19 protein-coding genes and 1 pseudogene are annotated in these 22,242 nt (G+C 56.9%); 8 read left to right on the forward strand and 12 right to left on the reverse strand.

From position 1 onward, the window contains the following. Positions 1–88: 88 nt before the first annotated feature. The 3 genes from TU86_RS02120 to TU86_RS02130 form a co-directional block, all read right to left on the reverse strand. On the reverse strand, positions 89–940 hold the full coding sequence (locus tag TU86_RS02120) for a TauD/TfdA dioxygenase family protein (protein WP_048362646.1): 852 nt from the start codon (positions 938–940) through the stop codon (positions 89–91). Between the two features lie 48 nt (positions 941–988). Continuing rightward, positions 989–1,960 carry an L-tyrosine/L-tryptophan isonitrile synthase family protein gene (locus tag TU86_RS02125; RefSeq protein WP_048362647.1) on the reverse strand — a complete coding sequence of 324 codons (972 nt, stop codon included), beginning with the start codon at positions 1,958–1,960 and terminating at the stop codon, positions 989–991. A gap of 179 nt (positions 1,961–2,139) precedes the next feature. Continuing rightward, positions 2,140–4,176: a TonB-dependent receptor gene (locus tag TU86_RS02130; RefSeq protein WP_048362648.1), complete on the reverse strand. Its 2,037-nt coding sequence runs from the start codon at positions 4,174–4,176 to the stop codon at positions 2,140–2,142. Positions 4,177–4,397: 221 nt separating this feature from the next. Between TU86_RS02130 and TU86_RS02135 the strand changes: the two genes are divergently transcribed. Then, the gene (locus TU86_RS02135; RefSeq protein WP_048362649.1) at positions 4,398–4,628 is read left to right on the forward strand and encodes a VF530 family protein; all 231 of its coding nucleotides are present in this window, start codon (positions 4,398–4,400) and stop codon (positions 4,626–4,628) included. A 7-nt stretch (positions 4,629–4,635) separates the two neighbouring features. Further along, a complete protein-coding gene (locus TU86_RS02140) occupies positions 4,636–5,301 on the forward strand; it encodes a Pr6Pr family membrane protein (RefSeq protein ID WP_048362650.1) in 666 nt (221 codons plus the stop codon). 125 nt (positions 5,302–5,426) lie between these two features. Here the strand turns inward: TU86_RS02140 and TU86_RS02145 are convergent, their stop codons facing one another. From TU86_RS02145 to TU86_RS02155, 3 genes are all read right to left on the reverse strand, one after another. Continuing rightward, positions 5,427–6,212 carry a siderophore-interacting protein gene (locus tag TU86_RS02145; protein WP_048362651.1) on the reverse strand — a complete coding sequence of 262 codons (786 nt, stop codon included), beginning with the start codon at positions 6,210–6,212 and terminating at the stop codon, positions 5,427–5,429. Next, positions 6,209–6,790 carry a PadR family transcriptional regulator gene (locus tag TU86_RS02150; RefSeq protein WP_048362652.1) on the reverse strand — a complete coding sequence of 194 codons (582 nt, stop codon included), beginning with the start codon at positions 6,788–6,790 and terminating at the stop codon, positions 6,209–6,211. The genes TU86_RS02145 and TU86_RS02150 overlap by 4 nt, the downstream gene beginning before the upstream one ends. 278 nt (positions 6,791–7,068) lie before the next feature. Further along, positions 7,069–10,167: a transglycosylase domain-containing protein gene (locus TU86_RS02155; RefSeq protein ID WP_048362653.1), complete on the reverse strand. Its 3,099-nt coding sequence runs from the start codon at positions 10,165–10,167 to the stop codon at positions 7,069–7,071. Between the two features lie 370 nt (positions 10,168–10,537). Between TU86_RS02155 and TU86_RS02160 the strand changes: the two genes are divergently transcribed. Continuing rightward, on the forward strand, positions 10,538–11,959 hold the full coding sequence (locus tag TU86_RS02160; RefSeq protein WP_048362654.1) for an amino acid permease: 1,422 nt from the start codon (positions 10,538–10,540) through the stop codon (positions 11,957–11,959). 60 nt (positions 11,960–12,019) lie between these two features. Here the strand turns inward: TU86_RS02160 and TU86_RS02165 are convergent, their stop codons facing one another. The 4 genes and pseudogenes from TU86_RS02165 to TU86_RS02180 all read right to left on the reverse strand — a co-directional run bounded on the left by TU86_RS02165 (position 12,020) and on the right by TU86_RS02180 (position 15,869). Then, entirely contained in the window at positions 12,020–13,141 is a 1,122-nt protein-coding gene (locus TU86_RS02165) for an OpgC family protein (protein WP_193387767.1), read from the reverse strand. A gap of 324 nt (positions 13,142–13,465) precedes the next feature. Beyond that, positions 13,466–13,789, reverse strand: coding sequence for an NEL-type E3 ubiquitin ligase domain-containing protein (locus tag TU86_RS02170; protein WP_048362656.1), 324 nt, complete (start codon positions 13,787–13,789; stop codon positions 13,466–13,468). Positions 13,790–13,933: 144 nt separating this feature from the next. Next, a pseudogene (locus TU86_RS02175) lies at positions 13,934–14,217 on the reverse strand (putative quinol monooxygenase). A 32-nt stretch (positions 14,218–14,249) separates the two neighbouring features. After that, a complete protein-coding gene (locus TU86_RS02180; protein WP_048362657.1) occupies positions 14,250–15,869 on the reverse strand; it encodes an FMN-binding glutamate synthase family protein in 1,620 nt (539 codons plus the stop codon). Between the two features lie 322 nt (positions 15,870–16,191). On the opposite strand from TU86_RS02180, the gene TU86_RS02185 reads away from it, so the two are divergent. Beyond that, positions 16,192–16,461 carry a type B 50S ribosomal protein L31 gene (locus TU86_RS02185; protein ID WP_048362658.1) on the forward strand — a complete coding sequence of 90 codons (270 nt, stop codon included), beginning with the start codon at positions 16,192–16,194 and terminating at the stop codon, positions 16,459–16,461. 48 nt (positions 16,462–16,509) lie between these two features. On the opposite strand, the gene TU86_RS02190 is transcribed toward TU86_RS02185, so the two are convergent. Then, positions 16,510–16,977, reverse strand: coding sequence for a DUF4234 domain-containing protein (locus TU86_RS02190; RefSeq protein WP_048362659.1), 468 nt, complete (start codon positions 16,975–16,977; stop codon positions 16,510–16,512). A 218-nt stretch (positions 16,978–17,195) separates the two neighbouring features. Here TU86_RS02190 and TU86_RS02195 point away from each other — a divergent pair, with 218 nt between their 5' ends. The 3 genes from TU86_RS02195 to TU86_RS02205 are packed head-to-tail and all read left to right on the forward strand — an operon-like array spanning position 17,196 to position 18,835. Beyond that, the gene (locus TU86_RS02195; protein WP_048362660.1) at positions 17,196–17,639 is read left to right on the forward strand and encodes an NUDIX hydrolase; all 444 of its coding nucleotides are present in this window, start codon (positions 17,196–17,198) and stop codon (positions 17,637–17,639) included. 23 nt (positions 17,640–17,662) lie between these two features. After that, complete coding sequence (locus TU86_RS02200) at positions 17,663–18,301, forward strand: LysE family translocator (protein WP_048362661.1); 639 nt, start codon at positions 17,663–17,665, stop codon at positions 18,299–18,301. Positions 18,302–18,313: 12 nt separating this feature from the next. Continuing rightward, positions 18,314–18,835 carry a GNAT family N-acetyltransferase gene (locus TU86_RS02205; protein WP_048362662.1) on the forward strand — a complete coding sequence of 174 codons (522 nt, stop codon included), beginning with the start codon at positions 18,314–18,316 and terminating at the stop codon, positions 18,833–18,835. 68 nt (positions 18,836–18,903) lie between these two features. Here TU86_RS02205 and metR read toward each other — a convergent pair whose 3' ends face one another. Then, entirely contained in the window at positions 18,904–19,821 is a 918-nt protein-coding gene (gene metR, locus TU86_RS02210; protein WP_048362663.1) for a transcriptional regulator MetR, read from the reverse strand. 107 nt (positions 19,822–19,928) lie between these two features. Between metR and metE the strand changes: the two genes are divergently transcribed. Next, the gene (gene metE / locus TU86_RS02215; protein ID WP_048362664.1) at positions 19,929–22,241 is read left to right on the forward strand and encodes a 5-methyltetrahydropteroyltriglutamate--homocysteine S-methyltransferase; all 2,313 of its coding nucleotides are present in this window, start codon (positions 19,929–19,931) and stop codon (positions 22,239–22,241) included. Position 22,242: the final 1 nt, after the last annotated feature.

Below are 22,242 nucleotides of genomic sequence, written 5' to 3' on the forward strand. Positions count from 1 at the left end.
CCTTTCGATGTGTTTATCAATGTGTAAAACCGTGATATCTGGCCGCTGACCGGGTACGCAGTTGGCGCACACGGGCAGCGGTCACAGGTCAGGCGCCGGGCTGTAAAGCGGTGTTGTGGCAGATGGGATCGGCGTGGATGTGTACCCGCTGCAAGTGTCGTGCAGAACGTGCGGTAAACGCCTCGCGGCCGTGCAGCAGCGAGAAGTTGTCGGCAATCACCACGTCGTTTTGTTGCCAGGCATGGCCGTAGTAAAAGCGCGGGTCATGCAGCCGGGCCTGTAGGTCCTGTTCAAACGCCAGCACCTGGTCCGGCTCGATACCGTGGTACTGCAACGCATGGCGATTGAGAAAACGCTCGCCCTCCTGTGCCGGTTCGTTGTAACGCAGCACCGGCTTGCCAGTGCGCGGGTGCTCAACCAGCAACGAGGAGCACACTTGGCCGCCGTAATGCACCACCTGACGAATACGGTAAGTGACACTGACGTCACGCCAGCGCTCAATCACTTCCCGCGGGGTATGGGCCAACAGCGCCTCAGTGTCGAGAAAGGTCGTACGCCCACCTTCATCCTCTGCGGGGGCATGCAGGCAATTGAACAGTTGAAATTCAGGAATGGTCGGCTTGTACATGCCGTCCCAGTGCAAGGGCACGCCGCTGTGATCAAAGATATGGTCGGTGGCGTCCGGGTGCTCCTTAACGTCAAGTACCGCGCCAAAGGGCCACATCTTGATCGCTCCCCATTGCTCGGCAAAGCGGGTAAAACTCGGTGAATCGACGAAGGTCGGCGCAAATCCGCGCAGTATCAGCAAGTGATGCTCGCGTGCCAGGGCGATGAGCTGGCTGACATCCAGTTGCTCGACTGTTTGCCCGTTGTGGGCAGGCGTAATCATCAGGCCAAAAGGCGAATGTGCACTGACGTTAAAAGCAGGTGTGTTTTGCATCACTGTTTACCGTATGAGACAGCGAAAATTCAGAAGCATCCGTGCTTCTCATGCGCATTCGGCTGACTTACGCGAGTCGAGCGAGTAGTGGCTGTGGTTGCCATCGACCCACACCGGCTTGGCATTCAGCTCCATGGCTTCGGTTTTTCTCATCAGCACAAAGGTGCCGTCCACATCCACGGCTGTGCCATGCCAGGGCGTCAACCAGTCATCCTTGGTGGGCAGCATATGAATGCCCATTTTTAAACTCGACGTAGGTTGCGGGTGGATCGACAGGCGAATGGCATCCGGGAAACATTGCGCCAGCAGGTTGCCCCAGGCCCAACTGCTTTGAATCACGCCATAGGCGCGTTGGCGGGCGTCACGTTGCAGCGCTGTTTTTGAGCCCTGGTAATCCGGCGTTAAACCGTCCTCAAACATGAACCGGGTGATGGCGCGGTACAGGCGGGTGCCGTCCTCGTCGTTGATCAGGTGCTCGCGAATGTCTTGCAGCGGGTCGGCGTAGCCTTCCAGCAATGTGCTGCGCAGCACATCGTAGTCATCGGTCAAGGCCGCGAACTCTTCGATATCACCCAGGTTCAGAACGTCCAGGTGTGACAGCTGTTCATCCTTGATCAGCGCTTTGATCTTGTTCTGGTAGGTGTTGATCGTGGCGTCACTGACGTTGATCAAGTCAGAAAACACATGGCCATCCGAGCAAATGGTCAGGCGTGCGCCGGGTGCGTAGTGGCTCTTAATGTTTTCGCACAATGAATTGAGAAACGTCAGGGCAAGTTTTTCAGCCATGTCCGGGACAGCACCCAGCACTTTATTGGGGTTCGGGGACTTGGCCGGGAAGGCTGGCAAGATGAAGTGAATGGGCAGGTTGGCGCTGATAAAGGTCTGGATGCGTGGCAATTGGGTGAGGGTAACGATGTCGTTTTCGAGGGAAATATCTTGATCGCTGCCAGAGAAGCGACGGCGGTAATGCAGCATTTCTTTAAGGATGTGTGAGGCGGTGGTGCTACAGCTTCCGTGCATAACGACTCCAAGTTCTCTGTGGGATAAATCTAGTTACAAGGTGAGAACGGAGAAAGAGCGTAGCGATAAAGCGAAATGTTGCTTTTATTTAGTCTCGTATTAGTGGCAAAAAGCCTGTTCTAGAGCCTTCGATAGCGCCGCGCAGAGGGCTGCGCGACGCTCAGTGCAGGTGCGCAGGCTTAGAACGTGGTGCGTAAACCGACCTCAATGCCACGCCCTGGCGCAGGCGCTATGTCGCGCAGAATTGAGCTGGCGTAACGCACGGTCTGGTTGGTCAGGTTCTGGCCTTTGACGAAGGCCAGCCATTGGCTGCTGCCCACTTCAAAGTGATAGCCGGCGCTGGCGCCTAAGGTGGTGTAACCCTCAGTGCCCGACTCATTGCGCGGTACGCGCCCTTGATGACTGGCATGTTCGATGTCCACCCGTGCCTGCCAGCGATCCAGTTCCCACAGCAGGCCGCTGCTCAAGCGCAGTGGTGCAATACGAGGCAACGCTTCGCCCGTGTCGAGGTTGGTGGCTCGGGTGTAGTCACCTGACAGTTCCAGCGCGAATTTGCCGTAGGCACTTTCACCAAGTTTCCAGTGATCTTTCGCTTCAAAGCCCGTGAAGCGTGCGCGTACTCCGGAGTAGGTGTACTCCGGGATACCATCGGCGTCGGGTTCACCTTCGTCATTCAACGTACGACCCGAGCCGAGTAAGCCGATGTAATTGGAAAAGTGGCTGTAGAACACGCCGACACTGCCCGTGTGGGTGCCGTTATCGAAACGCAGGGCCAGGTCGCTGGAGACGGCTTTTTCTTTTGACAGGTTTGCGTTGCCAACTTCATAAGTGCCGGTCGCAACGTGCGCGCCGTTGGCGTACAGCTCATAAAACGTAGGGGCGCGCTCGGTGTAGCCCAGGGTGGCAGCCAACGACCAAATCGGAGTCAGGGTGAAGACTGCACCCGACGACACGCTGCCTGTGGTGAAGCTTTTAGAGCGATCAGCCGCTGAAAAGCGCTCGTTACCCTTGGCATCCGGGTCGACCACGGTGTGCTCCAGACGAGCGCCCAGGCTGAGCGTCAAGCGTTCGGTGGCTTGCAGTTCTTCGAGGATGAACAGGGCGCCACTGTTGGTGTCGGTGTGCGGTACGAACGCTTCTTCGCCCAAGGCAGAAAACTCGTTGCGGTTGACCTGAGCACCCACCACGCCATTCAGCGGTCCCAAGGGCACGTGCCGCGCTTCAACACCGGCTTCATAGCCTTTGTTCTTGAAGGTGGTGCCGACCTCGCCGCCTTCGATTTCGCGGTGTTCATAGTCGGTGTAACCGGCGTTGAATTTCAGCGAGCTGAAGGGGCCTTGCAGGTTGCGCAATTGGGAGGCAAACGCGTAATGATCCTGCTTCATGCGAATACGCACGTCTTGTTCGGCGGGTGAGCCGTAATTGGCGTCGTAGTTGCTGTAGGACAGACCGGCATAACCATCGTCCCACGTGTAAGAACCTCCCACCGCGCCGCCGTCCTGGCGGCCATTGCTGTTGCCCAAACGGCCTTTTTTATCGTTGCCGTCTTCACTTGCCGGTGCATGACGACTGCGCGCATCACCGGGGATTTTCAGGTCGTTAAATTCGCGGGCGTTGGCATCCAGGTGCAGGGCGAAAGTGCCATCGCCCGCTTCCAGCTTGCCTGCGCTGCTGCGCGTGGTGTCTGCACCGCCGTAACGCAATTCTCCCGCACCCTGAATACCCTCGATGGCCTCAGTCGGGATGCGATTGTCAAAGGTGTTGACCACGCCACCGATGGCATTGCCGCCGTACAGCAAGGCGGCGGGGCCGCGCACAATTTCCACCCGTTCGACATTCACCGGGTCCAGCGGCACGGCGTGATCGTAAGACAGGGATGAGGCATCCAGCGCCCCGACGCCATTGCGCAGAATGCGAATGCGGTCACCGTCCAGGCCACGAATAATCGGGCGGCTGGCTCCGGGCCCGAAGTAGGACGAGGACACACCCGGTTGCTTGTTCAGGGTTTCACCGAGGCTGCCTTGTTGTTGCAAGGTCAGGTCGTCACCCTCCAGAACGGTGGTCGGTGAGGCCAACTGGCTGCTGCCAAGCGGGTTGCCGGTAATCACCTGGGGTTGCAGTTCAAGGGCATATACCGGGGAGGCAACGAGCAGGACGGTAGCCAGTGGGGTCAGGCGTAGACGGCGAAGATGGCGTGGGAAGGCGGGGGACGACATTGCAAGTTCCTTGGAAGGGTTAGACGTGAAAGGCGCGCGCGAGACGCTCTGATTGGAAAGTATTGGTTACAATATAACATCACTATTAATGTAACCAAGGGGAACTTTCCTCTCACCTGTCCAGTCACGGCTAAGCTGTGGCGTGGCAAATGCACTTCCCCCTGAGCGAGTGCTCGGCTAAGGTGCGCGACTTTCTCTCTTTTGCTTTCTTAAGGCTCGGCATGACTGAACCCACTAACAACCCCTTGCACGGCGTGACGCTGGAACAAATCCTTACGGCGCTGGTGGCGCATTACACGTGGGAAGGGCTGGCTGAGCGCATTGATATTCGCTGTTTCAAAAGCGACCCGAGCATTAAGTCGAGCCTGACCTTCTTGAGGAAAACGCCCTGGGCACGGGAAAAAGTTGAAAAGCTCTATGTGAAATACGCCCGCACCAAGCGCGATATTTGATTCGCCGATGAACAATCCCCCGACGAGAGTAAGCGCCACCGCCACACGCACGCTGTGCACCCTGCTGGCGATGGTGGGATGGAGCGGGTTGGCGTTGCAGCTTGATCTGGTGTTGCTGGCCCGCTGGACATCAGGCGCTAGCGTGTTGGGGGGATTGGTGAACTACTTCAGTTTTTTCACCATTCTGACTAACACCCTGGCGGCGGTGGTTTTGACCTGCGAGGCAACGGGTCGTGAGTCAGGCGTCAGAAGGTTCTTCTTGCAGCCACGGATTAGCAGCGGTGTTTGCGTGAGCATCATTGTGGTGGGCGTTGCGTACAGTGTGCTGCTGCGTAACCTCTGGCAGCCCCAGGGTTTGCAGTGGCTGGCCAATGAAGTGCTGCATGACGTAATGCCCGTACTCTTCGCCCTGTATTGGTGGTTTTGCGTACCCAAAGGCGCGTTACGCATCCGGCACATCGCGTTATGGGCGCTGTACCCCATTTTGTATTTCGCCTACATCCTGTTGCGCGGGCATCTGCTGGGTGCATACCCGTATCCGTTTGTGGACGTCGAGAAGCTGGGGTATGCGCTGACCTTTATCAATGCCAGCGCAATTTTGGCGGGGTTCATAGCCGTGGCCGTCATTGTGGTGGGGCTGGACCGATGGAAGCGGCCTGCAACACCCGATTAACGTACAGGCCCGATGGGTCAGACGCGCAGCCTATCGCCGCTTCGTGCCTCGGCAGCGTGCGGGTGCGAAGTAGCCGTCAAACCCATCAATCCGATGCGTCAGAGTACAGGCACGTACGCGGTCGATTAATCTTCGGCGCTGTCGTTCAACCGCCAGTAGCCGACCGCTTTTACAAACTCGTCATTCAAACCATGGGTGTCGAGCAGCACACGACGCACCTTGCGCGCCAGCGCACTTTCGGTCGCCACCCATGCATACAACTCGCCCTCAGGCATCTTCAATTGTGCAACGGTCTTGAGCAGGTCCTCATTCGGCTGGTCGCGATGCACCCAGATCACGTCAACCGTTGCGGCGCTGTCAAAGGGTTGCTCTTCCCCCGCATTTTCGATGTCTACCACGACCAGTGCCCGGCGATTGGCGGGGAGCTCTTGCAGGCGTCGGGCGATGGCGGGGATGGCTGTTTCGTCGCCGATCAGCAGGTAGCTGTCGAAGATATCGGGAACCACCATTGAGCCGCGCGGACCACCGATGTGCAGGTACTGCCCCGGCGTGGCCTGGGCTGCCCAGGTAGAGGCAGGTCCGTCGCCATGCAGTACAAAGTCGATGTCCAGTTCGAGGGTGTGCAGGTCGTAGCGACGCGGGGTGTAGTCGCGCATCGCAGGCATGCTTTTGCTCTTCAACCCGGCACTGAGTTCCAGGCCTTCGAGTGCCGCCTGTTCTTCGGCGTTCTGCGGGAAGAACAACTTGACGTGGTCATCGCTGCCCAGGCTGATGAAGCCGGCCAATTCAGGTCCGCTTACGGTAATACGGCGCATGCGGGGTGTCAGGTCGGTCACCCGGAGCACCTCAAGTTTGCGGCGTTTTATTTCATGCATGACCCGGTGAATGGTCTGGGGGGCGATGGCATTCATTCAGCGTTCTCCTGCGATGAAAGTGCAGTGACAGGGCCATCGACAATGGCTTTGGCGGTGTTATTGAGCAGGTCGCGAACGCGCAGGATTTCTTCCGGGTTCCAGCGGCCATGGTGCATTTGTAACGCGTGACGCAAGTTGTGCACGGCTTCGTGGATTTCAGCCGGCCGGTCGTGGCCGCGCAGCGAGCGCTTGCTGACATCAATGCGCATGCGCACGCCTTCCAGCGCAATGGTTTGCTCGGCCAGTGACTGACGACCGGCGTCGGTGACGGTATAGCGTTTTTTACCGCCTTCGGTATCGCCCGTGATCATTTCGCTTTCTTCAAGGAAGGTCAGGGTCGGGTAGATCACGCCGGGGCTGGGGCTATAGGCGCCGTCGAACAGCGTTTCTATTTGGCGGATCAAGTCGTAACCGTGACAAGGCTGGTCGGCGATAAGCGCCAGCAGCAGTAATTTCAAGTCGCCAGGGGCGAATACCCGTGGGCCACGGCCTGCGCGTTCGCGACCGGGGCGTTTCTCGAAACCGTCGGGGTCAACACCGTGCTCGCGGTGATGAGGATGATGGTGTTCTCTCATTTATCTTCGCGCTCTGTAAAAGTCAGATACAACTTAAGATATATCTTAAGTCTGTTCAAGCAGAGGCGATGAACGGTAATTATTCTCATGTGCTGATCGGCGCTAGAGACTTTAGCGACCGGCCCAGAAATACCAGGCTGCATCTTCAGCTGCACCCCCGTAGTGATCGGGTAAATGATCACTTTGCAATAGAACCTAGACTCGCCAACGGCGGCGTCAACCTCGGCAGTTTCACAAGCCGCTGAAGAGCCGCGCCGCAGTGCCGGGTTTATGGATGATTACAACTGGGCGGCAGGCGGATGGCACAAGGTGTGAGTGTCAGGTTGAAGGTACGGCGTCAGGATCGGGGCCATGCCCTTGAGGACTTGCACCGGCAGGGCGGAGGTGAATTTGAAGGCTTCGGCCGAGCGTCCAGGCACAAACGCAGTCAGGGTGCCAAAGTGGTGTTCGCCGATGTAAAACACGAAGGTTGCCGTGCGATTGATCGACTTGGAGCTGAGGATGCGTCCGCCCGCTCCCATGGCTTCGATGCGGTTATCACCGGTCCCGGTTTTGCCGCCCATGGCCAGTATGCTGCCGTCGGTTTGTTTGAAACTGCCCGAAACCCTGCGCGCAGTACCGGCGTCCACGACGTTTGAAAGGGCTTCACGAAGGGCCGTGGCCACTTCGCTCGGCATCACCCGCTCACCTTTGTCTGGGTCGTTGATCAGACGGGTTTCATAAGGCGTATCGGCGGCGAAATGCAGGGTATCAATGCGTAACACCGGTAAACGCACGCCATCGTTAAGGATGATGCCCATCAACTCCGACAGCGCTGCCGGACGATCCCCCGAGCTGCCCAAGGCCGTGGCCAGTGATGGCACCAGGTGGTCAAACGGGTAGCCGACCTTTTGCCAGCGCTGATGAATATCGAGGAATGCTTCGATTTCCAACATGGTACGAATCCGGCTATCACGGGCACTTTTGTGCCGGCTTTTAAACAACCAGCTGTAAACCTCCTGACGTTCGAATTGGCTTGCCGCTACGGCTTGCTGGAAGGTGGACTGCGGGTTGTTCAGTAAATACCCCATCAGCCACAGATCCAGCGGATGGACTTTGGCGATGTAACCTTGGTCGGGCAGGTCATAGGCGCCAGGGCCGTAGCTTTGGTAAAGCGTGATGAGGCGATTGTCGGGGATCTTGTCGCTGCGCAGGTGTGAGCGCACGAAGCTGTTAAAGGTGGCCTGGTCAGCATGTGGGAACAGGTAGCGGTGCACCGCGGACATGCGAATGGGGGTGGGGTGCATGCTGTCCAAAAAGGTGTCGAGGCGCGCCTGGGTGTCTTTACCTTTGTATTTTTTCCAGAACTTGAGCATGTAGGTGGTGCCTTCGCGATCGGCGAAACGGCTCAAGTATTCTTGACGACGCGGATTGAGGTCGTCTTTGAGCAGTTCGGCGCTGTTGCTTGGCGCCTGATACGTGGTGTAACGCACCACATCGCGCATCAGCCTAACGAAGGGCAGGTTGATAGACTCGCGGATGGCCTCGCGCAGGGTCGGGTTGCGGCCATTGTCCTGATTGCGGAAGTTGTGAAAGTGATGCATGCCGCCACCGGTGAAGAAGCTTTCGCCGGGGCTTGCGGAGTATTGGCGGTTGAGCGCGGCATCGAGCATGTTCGCGAGGCTGGCGCCGGGGTCCCGGATCAGGTAATCCAGCGCCCAGCGACTCAAGCGGTCCTGGTCATTGACCTGGACTTTCTTCAAGTTGGCGCTGGACTGACCGCCGTAGCGATCATGCAGCTCGGCCATGATTTGCAGGTAAGTGGTCATGACCCGCAGTTTGGCGGTCGAGCCCAGCTCCAGTTTGCTGCCTTCGTTAATGTCAAAAGGCTGATCGGTGCTGTCGGTTTGGACTCTGGCGCGAGCGCCATCGGGTGTGAGTTCAAACAAGGTGAAGCTGTAACGCACTTGCGCAGTGCTGGAGGGCGTCAGTAAACGTTCTCCGAGCAATCCCAGCTTGCCGGCAAAAGCGGGATCGGCCAGTTGACGCAGATAGTGACTGACTTCGCGCTGCAAGTCGGCTTGCAATGTGCTGGTCGCCGACAGATCAAGGCGATCAAGGTCGTACAGCGGGCGCTTGAGCAGCGCCGAGAGACGGCCACGCGCCACGCTGATGCCTTTGTTGGTTTCGATGGGCTGTATCGTCGGCGCTGTATTCCAGTTGCGGTAGGTCACTTTGCTTGCCAGCGCCGCAGCCGTTAATGCGGGATCAATGACGTTGTTCTGCGCCAGCAGGCGTATGTGGCTGTCGGTCAATTGCGCTAATTCTTCGCGGCCTTTGGCCAAATAATGCGAAGGGCGGCGCTGGGCGATCATCAGCGACAGCACTTCTCGTAATGCCAGGCCGCGGGATGCAAGGCTTTGCGGGTCACTCGCAGTGCTGGCCAATTGTTGATTGACGTGATTGAAATCGGCGCCGTACCACACCCGTAATCCTTCAGCCATGCCGTGGACTTCACCATGCCCCGGCACCGCCGAGAGCGGCACGCTGTTGAGATAGTCTCGTACCACGGCCTGGCGGGCTTGCAGGGTATCAGGCCCATCCTGATAGGCCCGCACGCTGGCGGAGATCATCTGCCGCACTTTTTCACTGCCGGACACTGTCAGGCCATCTGGCGAGTGACGGTATTTTTCGAGTTGCGTGGCCAAGGTGCTGCCCCCCGCTGATTGGCCAGGCATGTGCAGCACTTTTGCAACTTGCGACCACGCGGCCATGGCAAAACGCGGCCAATCCACGGCGGGGTTGGCCAACGGCTCATTGGGGTCGAGCAGGTCGCGGTTTTCGATAAACAACAAGCTGTGCACCACCACTGGCGGAATACTGGCGAAGTTCGAATAGAGCTGTTGCGGGTAGTTGTACTGATAGAGCGGTGCGCCGGAGCAGTCAGTAATGGAAAGTCCAGCTTGAATTTTTTCTGAGTACGGTACGAAAAACCCTTTTTTGCTGTAGCTCAACAGCTCTGGCGAGAAGCGAGTTTGTTCGGCAATCACGTAATCACGTTTTAACAAGCGCGGCAAAAAGTCGCCCAAAGCGCTGTAGCCCAGTCGCTTGTCAAAAGGTCCCGCACCGGGGTACAGCATCGAGTCGCTTGGACCTGCCTGCATCGAGTAACTCAGGGACGCGGCAAAGCGACTGAACTCACGCGCCTGAAAGGCAGAGGTGCGCACTTCTTTGACGACCATCAGGCTGACTGCGGCCAGGCCTGCCAGTGATAAAACGCTTACTAAAATCCAGCCATAGCGCCGCCCGCCGGGCCTTTGCGGTGGGGGCAGCACGTGCTCCACTGACGTTTGTGGCCCTGCGCTTTGATTGGAATTGGAATGCCACAGTGCGCCCATAATCGACAGTTCCACATACGCATTTTGGCTGCGCTTGTGTGAAGCGTAGACGTTGAGTGAGGCCGGCGAAAACTTTGTGCTGGCGCTGCATAAATGCTTTTCCGACGGGTGATGCAGGCCCCGGCTGACGGGGCATGCGCCTGAAAGTGTAGGAATAGAGCCTTTAAAGTAGGTAAATACGTCCTAGGTAGGGGAATGACTGTGCACCAACGCTGTGCAATACTCGCCGCCGATCTCAGTAGGGCATTTCCCTTTTGACCTGTCGACCCACAAGGTCAGGGCCGATCAAGAGGGGAGCCAGGTGACACGCCCGGCTTGATAGAACGCCCGATTGATGCCACATCCAATAACAATATGAGGTTGTACTTTTATGCCAGTCGGCAACCACCAGCCCCAAGGCGAAACCGCACAAGGCGGTCCGCTCAAGCGCGAACTGGGCGAACGTCATATTCGCTTGATGGCGCTCGGCGCCTGTATCGGCGTAGGCCTGTTCCTGGGTTCGGCCAAAGCAATTGAAATGGCAGGCCCTGCCATCATGCTGTCCTACATCATCGGTGGCCTGGCCATCCTGGTGATCATGCGCGCCCTCGGCGAAATGGCCGTGCACAATCCGGTAGCTGGCTCTTTCAGCCGCTACGCACAAGATTACCTTGGCCCCTTGGCGGGCTTTTTGACGGGCTGGAACTACTGGTTCTTATGGCTGGTGACCTGTGTCGCGGAAATCACCGCCGTGGCGGTGTACATGGGGATCTGGTTTCCCGATGTACCGCGCTGGATCTGGGCGCTTGCTGCGCTGATCAGCATGGGGTCTATCAACCTGATCGCGGTCAAGGCTTTCGGTGAGTTTGAGTTCTGGTTTGCACTGATCAAAATCGTAACCATCATCGCGATGGTGCTCGGTGGCATTGGCATCATCGCGTTTGGTTTTGGTAACGATGGCGTTGCACTGGGTATTTCCAACCTTTGGGCCCACGGCGGTTTTCTGCCAAACGGCATCCAGGGTGTGTTGATGTCCCTGCAAATGGTGATGTTTGCCTACCTGGGCGTTGAAATGATCGGTCTGACGGCCGGTGAAGCCAAGAACCCGCAAAAGACCATTCCCAGTGCGATTGGCTCGGTGTTCTGGCGCATTCTGCTGTTCTACGTCGGCGCACTGTTTGTGATCCTGTCGATCTACCCGTGGAATGAGATCGGTACCCAAGGCAGTCCGTTTGTCATGACCTTTGAACGTCTGGGCATTAAAACCGCGGCGGGCATCATTAACTTTGTGGTGATCACGGCCGCGCTGTCGTCATGCAACGGTGGCATTTTCAGCACCGGTCGTATGCTCTACAGCCTGGCGCAGAACGGTCAGGCGCCCGCCAACTTCGGCACCACCTCGAAAAATGGCGTGCCGCGTCAGGCATTGTTGCTGTCGATTGCAATGTTGCTGCTGGGCGTGGTCCTCAACTACCTGGCGCCCGAGAAAGTGTTTGTATGGGTGACGGCGATTGCCACCTTCGGTGCGATCTGGACCTGGTTGATGATCTTGCTGGCGCAACTGCGCTTTCGTAAAAATCTGAGCAAGGAAGAAGCGGCTGCCTTGAAGTACAAGATGTGGCTGTACCCGTACAGCTCGTATGCTGCGCTGGCGTTCTTGTTCTTTGTGGTAGGGCTGATGGCTTACTTCGTTGAGACGCGAGTGGCTTTGTTTGTTGGCCCGGCGTTCTTGATCTTGCTGACGGTTCTGTTTTACGTGTTCAAGTTGCAGCCTAAGCACACGACCCCGGCAGTCGTAAGCTCGGCCTCATAAGCGCGTAATACAGTTCAGGCAACGGTAGGAGCGAGCACGCTCGCTCCTACCCATGAATACTCAGCGGCTCGACACAGTCGGTGCCTGCTTGCCCAACCGTTTGTACCAGTCCAGCCATGTGGCCAGTATGGCCATGATCCCGACGCCCAGCAGGGCGCTCAAAAGCTTCATCGCAAACGTATCCCCTCCCAGTGCATTGAGCATGTCGGCCAACGGCGCCAGAATCACCCCCAGACAAAACACTTCCAGTGAGTAACGGCCCATGCGGCAAGTATGGCGAGCCAGCCCGCGATTCAGCCAATCAGTGTGCGGGACGACTTTGGCGACCACGTAGGCCAATGCCAAAAAGTGCAGCAAGCGAACCGGTGAAAGGTTGGTTTTACTGATCGGATACAGGTGCTCACCGAGCCAGAGAGGCATTAGCGCATCGTGTACCTGTGGCCACTTCCACGACAACGCCAACAGGCCCGTCAGCAGCAGATAAAGCACTGCCAGCAAAAATACCGGTTGGCGTAACAGTGGGCGGTTCTCTGAAACTTTGCGAGGTTGGCTGTGGAGTGCGGCCGCTCCGCCCAGGATAAACAGGAACTGCCAGGCAATCGGGTTAAAAAACCAGACGCCGCCTTCTTGTGCTGCCAGGTTCCAGAAAGGCGCAATCAAGTACAACACCAGTGACACGCCCACCACGTACTCGGATTTGCGCAGCAACATGGGCAGTACCAGCGGCAAACCCAGCAATAACACGATGTACAACGGTAATGGGTCCATCAGATTGGGTTTGAAGCGCAGCAGCAATTCGTCGGTCAGGGCCTGCTGTGGGTTACTCAGGAAATACTGCAAGCCCATTTCCTGCACCAAGTCGCGGGTTTCAACGTGGCTGTTGGCGTAGAACACAATGCCCATCAGTACTGCCAACAAGAAAATATGCACCACATACAGCACCCAGGCGCGGCGCAGGATTTTCACACTGGCGATCAGCAAACCCTCGCGTCGAGCGATTTTTCCGTAGGCCAGCACGGCGGCATAGCCGGCCAAAAACACAAAGATTTCTGCCGCATCGCTCAAACCGAAATTGCGCACGGTCACTTCCGCCAGCGGGTTATGCGGAATGTGGTCCCAAAAGATAAAAATCAGCGCCAGCCCGCGAAAGAAATCGATACGCTGGTCACGTCCGTTAATGATCAAGACGAGTACTCGGTTAAAGAGTGAATAAAGACCTTGGGGTCTGTACGAAATGTATCTGCACTCGGTTATGCGGCGTTGAAAACAGGCTCGTAATGCTCATTTACAACCCGTAAAGTCGTGCGCGATCCTGGCTTTCCTCGCCTGTTTTCGCTTTGCCAAACCGTCTCTCGAAAGCATGTCGTACCTACCCCGGAACGTCGTGCAGGTTGCGCGCCACACACACACAGGCGGCGCGCAGGGTGAAGGTATTGAAGAGTAAATGCAAAGGTTGAATATGACGGAATGTATCCTGTGCGGCGAGCCTTGACCGCCGGGGTCGTGTCACTCCTTCTGCGCCAGGTTTTTCGGCAGATAGCCGCGTCTTGATTCCTTGTTGATCACGATCTCGTAGGCGGCCTCGATTTGCTCGTCGCAGGTTAAGGCGCTGGCACGGAATTTCATCGATGTCGGTTGCCAAGGCAATTCAAGGCGTTGGGCCCAATCAACCTGATATATCCGTTGGACTTCTAGCAGGTCAGGCTTGAGCCGGCTGGCAGGTGTACCGGGATTTGGGTTTGCAAGTCCTTCGTTATAGGCCTGTAACTGCAACTCGTATTGACTCTCTGCAATGTCATCCAGCGCCTGCAAACGTACTCGACCTTTCATCAAATTCAGCAGTGGTGATTTAAAGGTCACTGTTAACTATGTAATACCGTGCGCAATGATGTTTGTTGTAGGGCCTTGTGCTGTCAGCCTTCTCGTTCGGGCGGCGTGAAGGCGGACAGCGAAAGTTAGAGGTTATGGCCTTATTCAGAACGCGTGCATCAATATAAACGTGCACGCTTTTGCCTGATGCGCATTAATCATCGGCACCAGCCGCCTGAAGTGCTCGCTTTGACAGTGAGCATCCAATGCCGCTTGATCGGGCCATTGCTCGATAAAAATGAAATGCCCCGGGTTTTGCTGATCCACGTACAAGTCGTAGGCGATGCAGTCCGGTTCCAATCGGGTTTTTCCACCAGTTCGGCGTACCACGGGCGTACGGTGTTCAGGTGTTCGGGTTTGATGAAGTCTTCGGCAATCACTTTCAGCATGTTTTACGTCCTTGTGGTGGGCGAGGTGCGTTTCAAGCCGCCGTAATGACATTGGCGTCAAAGCTGTCGGCTCGTGCCATTTGCCACATGCGCGAATAAAACTCCCCGTTCACTTCGCCGGTCAGCAATTCGCCGGGCTTGAGAAACACGTGGAGTTGCGAAAACAGTTTGACCTCGGTCGCCGACACGCGACGTACCAAATGTTTGGCCTGCAGTTGTGCTGGGTGTTCAAGGCCCGCGGCGGCGAGCATTTCGGCCAGGCCCTTGAGGGTGTTGCGATGGAAATGAAATACGCGCTGTGCTTTGTCCGGGACCACCAGGGCGCGCTGACGCAACGGGTCTTGTGTGGCTACGCCGGTTGGGCATTTGTTGGTGTGACACGACTGCGACTGAATACAGCCGATGGCAAACATAAAGCCGCGTGCCGAGTTGGCCCAGTCGGCGCCAATCGCCAACACGCTGGCAATATCAAAGGCGCTGACGATCTTGCCACTGGCGCCCAGTTTGATCTTGCTGCGCAGGTTGAGGCCCACCAGGGTGTTATGCACGAATAACAACCCTTCACGCATTGGCGCGCCCATGTGATCGGTGAACTCAACCGGTGCGGCCCCGGTGCCACCTTCTTTGCCGTCGATGACGATGAAGTCCGGCAAGATGCCGGTTTCCAGCATGGCTTTGGCAATGCCCATGAACTCCCACGGATGGCCCAGGCAGAACTTGAAGCCCACGGGCTTGCCGCCGGACAGTTCACGCAATTGGGCGATCCACTGCATCAACTCAAGCGGTGTTGAAAACGCGCTGTGTCGTGAAGGGGAAATGCAGTCTTCACCCATCATGATGCCGCGTGTTTCAGCGATTTCTTGAGTGACTTTATCTTTTGGCAAAATCCCGCCATGACCGGGTTTTGCTCCTTGGCTCATCTTGATTTCGATCATGCGCACTTGCGGGTTTTGCGCCTGAACGGCAAAGCGTTCCGGGTCGAAACGGCCATCGGTCGTGCGGCAGCCGAAATAGCCGCTGCCCAACTCCCACGTCAGGTCCCCGCCGTTTTCGCGGTGATATGGGCTGATGCTGCCCTCACCCGTGTCGTGCGCAAAGTTACCCAGTTGGGCCCCTTTATTAAGTGCGCGAATCGCGTTGGCGCTCAGGGAGCCGAAACTCATGGCTGAGATGTTGAACACCGATGCACTGTAAGGCTGCGTGCACTGAGGCCCGCCGACCATCACTCTAAAACCCGCCGGGTCGCTCAAAGGGGCCGGACGCATGGAGTGCCCGATAAACTCAAAGCCTGATTGGTACACATCGATCAGGGTGCCAAATGGTTTGTCAGCACTCTCATTCTTGGCCCGTGAATACACCAGTGAGCGTTGTGCACGGGAGAAGGGCAGGGCATCGCTGTCCGATTCCAGCAGGTATTGGCGTATCTCTGGGCGAATGGTCTCAACCATGTATCGGATGTTGCCCAGGATGGGGTAGTTACGGCGCACGGCGTGGGGGGTTTGCATCAGGTCGAAAATACCGATCAGGCTCAACACCAGGGTCACAGCAGTAAAGGGCCATAACCACTCGTGGTGCATAAACGGCAGGCTGGCGAGAGTGAAAATCACGCAAAAGGCAAAAAACGCATAACGGCTCAACAGTGACAGGCTCATACGGTTTCCTGTTTCAGGCTTGTTTTTTCAGTCAGGCCATTGCGCCTGAAGGGCTTGTGAACTGCACAAGCGGGAACTCACGGTGTGGTCAGGACCCTCTCTTTAGCTTGGAGGTTTCCCGGGTGCGGTGTTTGCCCTGTATCAAGCAAACGTCATTACAGAAAGCAGACCAGTCATTGAACGGTATTTCGCTTGGCGCGGCATCCCGACGATAGTCGCGGGCATATAACGTGAGCGCCGAGTTGAAGCAAGTTGTCATTTGCAGGGGGGGCTGTAGTTACTGTCTAACGTTTCGAGCTTGCCTTAACGGCGGAGACATTTCATGACACCTGGCATTAACCCTGACGACCGGACAGTGCTTTTTCACGACAACGCAGCTGACGCGTACTTTCTGATCGGCTCTACGATGGACACGGATCGCACGCATGTCCATACCGATGGCAGCACGTACCCTTTTGAGGTGCGGGATATTTCCAGCGCCTCGCATCCGGTGTACACCGGGCAGCAGCACAAGACGCAATCGGAGGGGAGGGTTGCAGGCTTTAACAAGTGTTTCGCGGGGTGTGGTTCGAAGGCCGTGGCTCAAGATTGATATGCACAGGCCTAACTGGCCGCCCTCGAACGGGGCGGCCAAACATCATCAAACGGTAGTGGTTTGCGTCTTGCCCTGCAAAATCTGCTGCTTGCGCAGCGCTTCAGGCAGGTCGTTGATGCAGTAGTTGATGTAATAAACGTTGAAGATGAAGGTGTAAAAACCGTTCATGCGCAGATCAATTTTGTGTTCGTTGAGTGCGTATTCTTGCAAGGCAGCCCGCGCTCGAAACGCCCACACGATGTACAAAACAGCCCCAGCAAGGCTCAAAAGGCTACCAATGAGAATCAGGGCGTTATCCCCTGTATTGCCCAGTGCACCCCCCCAGCCAATACACACCGCCAGCCAGATAAGGTAAGTAGTGTTCGCGGTTTGACGTTGAGTCACCTGATCAATGATCGTGTGGTTTTGCCATAGCCAGAGCAGGGGGTACAGGCCCGCAGTTGCAACAGCCAGCAATACCAGGTTCCAGGTTTTAGTATTAACGCGTTCTTTTAGCTCAGTGATGCTCGACATTTAAAACTCCTTTTATCCTTTGTCTCGGCGTAATTATTCACGCGCTCAATCCTTGCCTCCGGGCAGGACGGTGCGCACCTTAACAGAACCTTACAGGCAATGTTTTATTAACCATTTCAGCGGTTTGATAAACCTCTAAAAAAGGCGGATCTGTATCTTTTCAGCGAAGTCTGGCCGTGTGATCCTGCCCGCCTTCGCACTCTGAGTGGTTAATTCTTGTGACGCGTTCCGATCAATCTTTGCCTGTACCGACAAACATCATTCGTATCGCCGCCGCTGTGCTGATTGGTCCCGACGGCCGAACCCTGTTGGTGCGCAAGCGCGGTACTCAAGCCTTTATGCAGCCGGGTGGCAAAATTGATGCCCATGAGCAACCCATTGAAGCGCTGGCCCGGGAGCTGGAGGAAGAGCTTGCGCTCAAGATTGACCCGGTCCGCGCCACCTACCTTGGGCACTTTTGTGCACCGGCGGTGAATGAGCCAGGGTTTGAAGTGCAGGCCGAGTTGTTTTTGCTGCACATCGACGCTGACGTGGCCCCTGCTGCGGAGATCGAAGAAGTGCAATGGATTGATCCCCGTGGCGATGGCGGTTTGACCCTGGCGCCCTTGACCGGTGATGTGATTTTGCCGTTCTACCGCCAGATTATTCCGACCTCTGCCTGATTGAATGCCGATAAGGACCCTTGATGATTGCTGCCCACGATGTGCTGATTTTCACTGCGGCGTGTTTGCTGATGGTGCTGACACCGGGGCCAAACATGATCTATCTGATTTCGCGTTCGATCTGTCAGGGGCGCGCAGCAGGGGTGACGTCTTTGGTGGGGGTGGTGGCGGGTTTCTTTGTTCACATGCTCGCCGCTGCGGTCGGGCTGACGGCTGTGTTTTTGGCTGTGCCGATGGCCTATGAGGCCTTGAAATGGGCAGGTGCTCTCTATCTGTTGTGGATGGCCTGGCAGGCGGTTAGACCCGGCGCACGTTCGCCGTTTGAGGCCCGTGAGCTGGTGCCGGATTCGTCTTCGAAACTGGTCGCCATGGGCTTTTTGACCAGTGTGCTAAACCCCAAGGTGGCGCTGTTTTACCTCTCGATTCTGCCGCAGTTCATCAGCCCGGCTCACGGCTCGATGTTTATCCAAAGTATCCTGTTGGGCCTTATTCAAATCAGCGTCAGTTTTACCGTCAACTTGCTGATTGCCTTGTTCGCCTCGGGGATCGCCGTCTGGTTTGTACGCAACCCGTTATGGTTGGCCGTGCAGCGTTATGTGATGGGGTTCGTCTTGGCGGCGCTGGCGGTGAGGCTGATGCTCGAACAACGTAAAACGCTATGACGTGGACCCTCAATGGCTATAGAACTGCTTGATCCTTCACACGCCGCTGGCTATTGCCGCTTGATGCTAGAGGCCTATGAACGACACCCTGAGGCGTTTGTCTCCACGATTACCCGGCGAGATCTCGTGCCGCTGAGCTGGTGGCAATCGCAGCTGGATGACGAATTCAGTGAGCTGTACGGCGCATTTATTGAGGGCGAGTTGGTGGGGATCGTCGGCCTGGCCTTTGAGCCGTGGGCAGAGGCGCAGCACAAGGCCACCTTGTTTGGCTTATATGTGTGCGAACGCTTCAGAGGTCAAGGGTTGGGCGAGCAATTGGTGCAGGCGGTCGTGTCTCTGGCTGAGCAAGAACCCGATATCAAAGTGATTGAACTCACCGTCAGCGCCAATAGCACGGCGGCGCTGGCGTTGTACAAGCGTTGCGGGTTTGAACAGTCGGGGCTGGAGGATTGTGCGATTAGGGTGGGGGAAGACTATTACGACCGCGTGCATATGCGCCGCCGGCTGACGGTTGCCGAGCACAAAACCCTGTAGGCGTTGGCGCAGCTGCGATCTGTTGGTTTTCAAGATCAAAAGAGCGCAGCCAATGGCGTTTGCGAGGTTTAGCGCACGGCGCTGACGCCATCCAGCGTCGAGAACGAGGTGTCTTTGGCGGTGAGCAAGAAGTCGCGCATGTACGGCGCATCCAGCATGTCTGCGCGAATCGCTGCATACAGCGTGGCGAACAACCCTTTTTCTCCCAAGCGCTTGGCTTTCACGTAACCCCGTGAACTGTATTCATGCAGCGCCCAGTGCGGCATCCCGCATACACCTCGGCCGCTGGCCACCAGTTGCATCATCATGACCGTCAACTCTGAGGTACGTACTTGTGCGGGCTCTACGTCAGCCGGTTCCAGAAAGCGGGTAAAGATGTCGAGTCGGTCACGCTCCACCGGGTAGGTGATGAGAATTTCGGTACTCAAGTCTTCAGGCACGATAAATGGCTTGCTGGCCAGCGGGTGCTGATTGGCAACGGCCAGCATGGCTTCGTAGGTGAACAGCGGCACGTACGTTAGACCTGCAATCTCTTGTGGGTCAGAGGTGACCACCAAATCCAGATCGCCGCGCGCCAGCGCTGGGAGCGGGGCGAACGCGAAGCCTGATGCCAGGTCCAGTTCAACCTCGGGCCACGCATCACGGAACTGGTCGATGGTGGGCATCAACCACTGGAAGCAGCTGTGGCATTCAATCGCCATGTGCAAGCGGCCCGCGGTACCCCCGACCAGGCGCGCTATATCTCGCTCTGCACCCCGCAGTAGCGGCAACATGGCGTCGGCCAGTTGCAGCAGGCGCAGACCCGCACTGGTGAAGCGCACAGGTTTGGTTTTGCGCACGAACAACGGCATGCCCATGCGTTCTTCCAGCTCTTTGAACTGATGAGACAGGGCCGACTGGGTCAAGTGCAGGCGCTCTGCCGCCTCGACCAGGCTGTCGGATTCGCGCAAGGCGTGCAGGGTTTTGAGGTGACGAATTTCCAGCACGGGTGCTCCATGAGTAATTTTGATGATGAACACGAAAACGTTGAGTTTGTCTCATGTTGATGCGTCTGTCGATAATTGGGCCATTACTGACATGGAGGAATGCCGTTATGGCCCTGGCTCACAATCTTGGTTTCCCACGCATCGGCGCGGATCGCGAACTGAAAAAAGCCCTTGAAGCCTACTGGAAAGGCGATATCGATCAAGCCGCACTTAACGCCGTGGGCCGTGAATTGCGCGCCAAACACTGGCAACTGCAAAAAGATGCAGGCATTGACCTGGTGCCGGTCGGCGACTTCGCCTGGTACGACCAGGTGTTGACCCATTCGCTGATGTTTGGCGCGATTCCAGAACGCTTTTCCAGCACCCTCGATGACGAAGGCCGCCCGACCCTGGACACCTTGTTTGCCATGGCCCGTGGCGCGAGCCAGAGCTGCTGCGGTGGCGAGCACAGCCAAGGCCAGTATGCTCAGGAACTGACCAAGTGGTTTGACACCAACTACCACTACCTCGTGCCGGAATTGAGCCTTGATCAGCGTTTTGAACTGAGCTGGAACGAACTGTTTGAAGAAACTGCTGAGGCGCTTGCACTGGGGCATCAAGCCAAGCCGGTCATCATCGGTCCGCTGACCTACCTGTGGCTGGGCAAGGCCAAAGGCGATGAGTTCAACAAACTCGACCTGCTGGAAAACCTGCTGCCGGTCTACGGTGAAATCCTGACCCGCTTGGCCGAACAAGGGGTTGAGTGGGTACAGATTGACGAGCCGATTCTGTCACTCGACTTACCGCAAGAATGGAAAAACGCCTTCGAGCGCGCCTACCACATCCTTCAGTACTCCCCGCTAAAGAAGTTGGTTGCTACGTATTTCAGCGGCTTGGAAGACAACCTCGGCCTGGCGGTCAGCTTGCCGGTTGAAGGGCTGCATGTAGACCTGGTGCGTGCGCCAGACCAGTTGAACGCGATTCTGGATCGCTTGCCGACCTATAAAGTGTTGTCGCTGGGCCTGGTAAACGGCCGTAACGTATGGCGTTGCGACCTGGAAAACGCGCTGGCGCAACTGCAACAAGCCGAAGAGCGTTTTGGTGACAACCTGTGGGTCGCGGGTTCGTGCTCATTGCTGCACAGCCCGGTAGACCTGGAGCGCGAAACCAAGCTCGATGCCGAGCTGAAAAGCTGGCTGGCGTTCGCTAAACAAAAATGCGGCGAAATAGCTGTTTTGCGTGATGCGCTGAATAAACCGCACGACGCCAGCGTGCAAAAAGCCCTGGCCGAAAGTCGGGCCGTGCAAGAAAGCCGCGCCAAGTCGCCGCGTATTCACAAGCCCGCCGTCCAAGCGCGCCTTGGCGCGATCAGCGAGGCGGATAGCCAGCGTCATTCGCCGTTTGCTGCACGCATTGAAGTACAGCGGGCGCGTTTGAACCTGCCAGCCTTTCCGACCACCACCATCGGTTCATTCCCGCAAACCGCTTCTATTCGTCTGGCGCGCCAGTCCTACAAGCAAGGCAAATTGTCGGTCAGTGAATACACCGAAGCCATGCACAGTGAAATTCGTAATGCAGTAGAGACACAAGAACGTCTGGGGCTGGATGTCTTGGTACACGGCGAGGCCGAGCGCAACGACATGGTGGAGTACTTTGCCGAACAACTGGATGGCTATGTATTCACCCAATATGGCTGGGTGCAAAGCTACGGTTCGCGGTGCGTGAAACCGGCGATCATCTTCGGCGACCTGAGTCGTCCGAAAGCCATGACCGTGGAATGGATCAAATACGCCCAGGGCCTGACCGAGAAAGTCATGAAGGGCATGCTGACCGGGCCGGTGACTATGCTGATGTGGTCCTTCCCCCGCGAAGATGTGTCGCGCAAGGAGCAGGCGCAACAGCTGGCATTGGCCATTCGTGACGAAGTGGTCGACCTGGAAAAAGCCGGGATAAAAATTGTGCAAATCGACGAAGCAGCATTCCGAGAGGGCTTACCGCTGCGCCGTGCGCAGTGGCAGGAGTACCTGGATTGGGCGGTCGAAGCGTTCCGTCTGTGTGCCTCGGGCGTGGGGGATCAAACCCAGATTCACACCCACATGTGCTACAGCGAGTTCAACGATGTGATCAAGTCGATTGCCGAGATGGACGCTGACGTCATCACGATTGAGACCTCCCGTTCGGACATGGAATTGCTGGACGCCTTTGAAGCGTTCGACTACCCGAACGACATTGGCCCAGGGGTGTATGACATCCATTCGCCACGGGTGCCGGACACGGCCGAAATGGTCAAGTTGCTGAGCAAGGCTGCGCAGCGTATCCCGGCGCAGCGGCTGTGGGTGAACCCGGACTGCGGCCTCAAAACCCGCGCCTGGGCCGAGACGGAAGCCGCGTTGATCAACATGGTGGCCGCAGCACGTCAGTTGCGCGCCGAGGTGGCTTAAG

The organism is Pseudomonas weihenstephanensis (assembly GCF_001043055.1).
In the GTDB taxonomy this organism is placed as follows: domain Bacteria; phylum Pseudomonadota; class Gammaproteobacteria; order Pseudomonadales; family Pseudomonadaceae; genus Aquipseudomonas; species Aquipseudomonas weihenstephanensis.

What these genes read in the sequence shown, in the direction of transcription:
- TU86_RS02205 (WP_048362662.1), top strand. Translation starts at nt 18,314, where the DNA reads ATGGCTATAGAACTGCTTGATCCTTCACACGCCGCTGGCTATTGCCGC.
- TU86_RS02170 (WP_048362656.1), bottom strand. Translation starts at nt 13,789, where the DNA reads ATGAAAGGTCGAGTACGTTTGCAGGCGCTGGATGACATTGCAGAGAGT.
- TU86_RS02145 (WP_048362651.1), bottom strand. Translation starts at nt 6,212, where the DNA reads ATGAATGCCATCGCCCCCCAGACCATTCACCGGGTCATGCATGAAATA.
- TU86_RS02130 (WP_048362648.1), bottom strand. Translation starts at nt 4,176, where the DNA reads ATGTCGTCCCCCGCCTTCCCACGCCATCTTCGCCGTCTACGCCTGACC.
- TU86_RS02180 (WP_048362657.1), bottom strand. Translation starts at nt 15,869, where the DNA reads ATGAGCCTGTCACTGTTGAGCCGTTATGCGTTTTTTGCCTTTTGCGTG.
- TU86_RS02155 (WP_048362653.1), bottom strand. Translation starts at nt 10,167, where the DNA reads ATGGGCGCACTGTGGCATTCCAATTCCAATCAAAGCGCAGGGCCACAA.
- TU86_RS02185 (WP_048362658.1), top strand. Translation starts at nt 16,192, where the DNA reads ATGACACCTGGCATTAACCCTGACGACCGGACAGTGCTTTTTCACGAC.
- TU86_RS02150 (WP_048362652.1), bottom strand. Translation starts at nt 6,790, where the DNA reads ATGAGAGAACACCATCATCCTCATCACCGCGAGCACGGTGTTGACCCC.
- TU86_RS02160 (WP_048362654.1), top strand. Translation starts at nt 10,538, where the DNA reads ATGCCAGTCGGCAACCACCAGCCCCAAGGCGAAACCGCACAAGGCGGT.
- TU86_RS02190 (WP_048362659.1), bottom strand. Translation starts at nt 16,977, where the DNA reads ATGTCGAGCATCACTGAGCTAAAAGAACGCGTTAATACTAAAACCTGG.
- TU86_RS02200 (WP_048362661.1), top strand. Translation starts at nt 17,663, where the DNA reads ATGATTGCTGCCCACGATGTGCTGATTTTCACTGCGGCGTGTTTGCTG.
- metE (WP_048362664.1), top strand. Translation starts at nt 19,929, where the DNA reads ATGGCCCTGGCTCACAATCTTGGTTTCCCACGCATCGGCGCGGATCGC.
- TU86_RS02120 (WP_048362646.1), bottom strand. Translation starts at nt 940, where the DNA reads ATGCAAAACACACCTGCTTTTAACGTCAGTGCACATTCGCCTTTTGGC.
- TU86_RS02125 (WP_048362647.1), bottom strand. Translation starts at nt 1,960, where the DNA reads ATGCACGGAAGCTGTAGCACCACCGCCTCACACATCCTTAAAGAAATG.
- TU86_RS02140 (WP_048362650.1), top strand. Translation starts at nt 4,636, where the DNA reads ATGAACAATCCCCCGACGAGAGTAAGCGCCACCGCCACACGCACGCTG.
- TU86_RS02135 (WP_048362649.1), top strand. Translation starts at nt 4,398, where the DNA reads ATGACTGAACCCACTAACAACCCCTTGCACGGCGTGACGCTGGAACAA.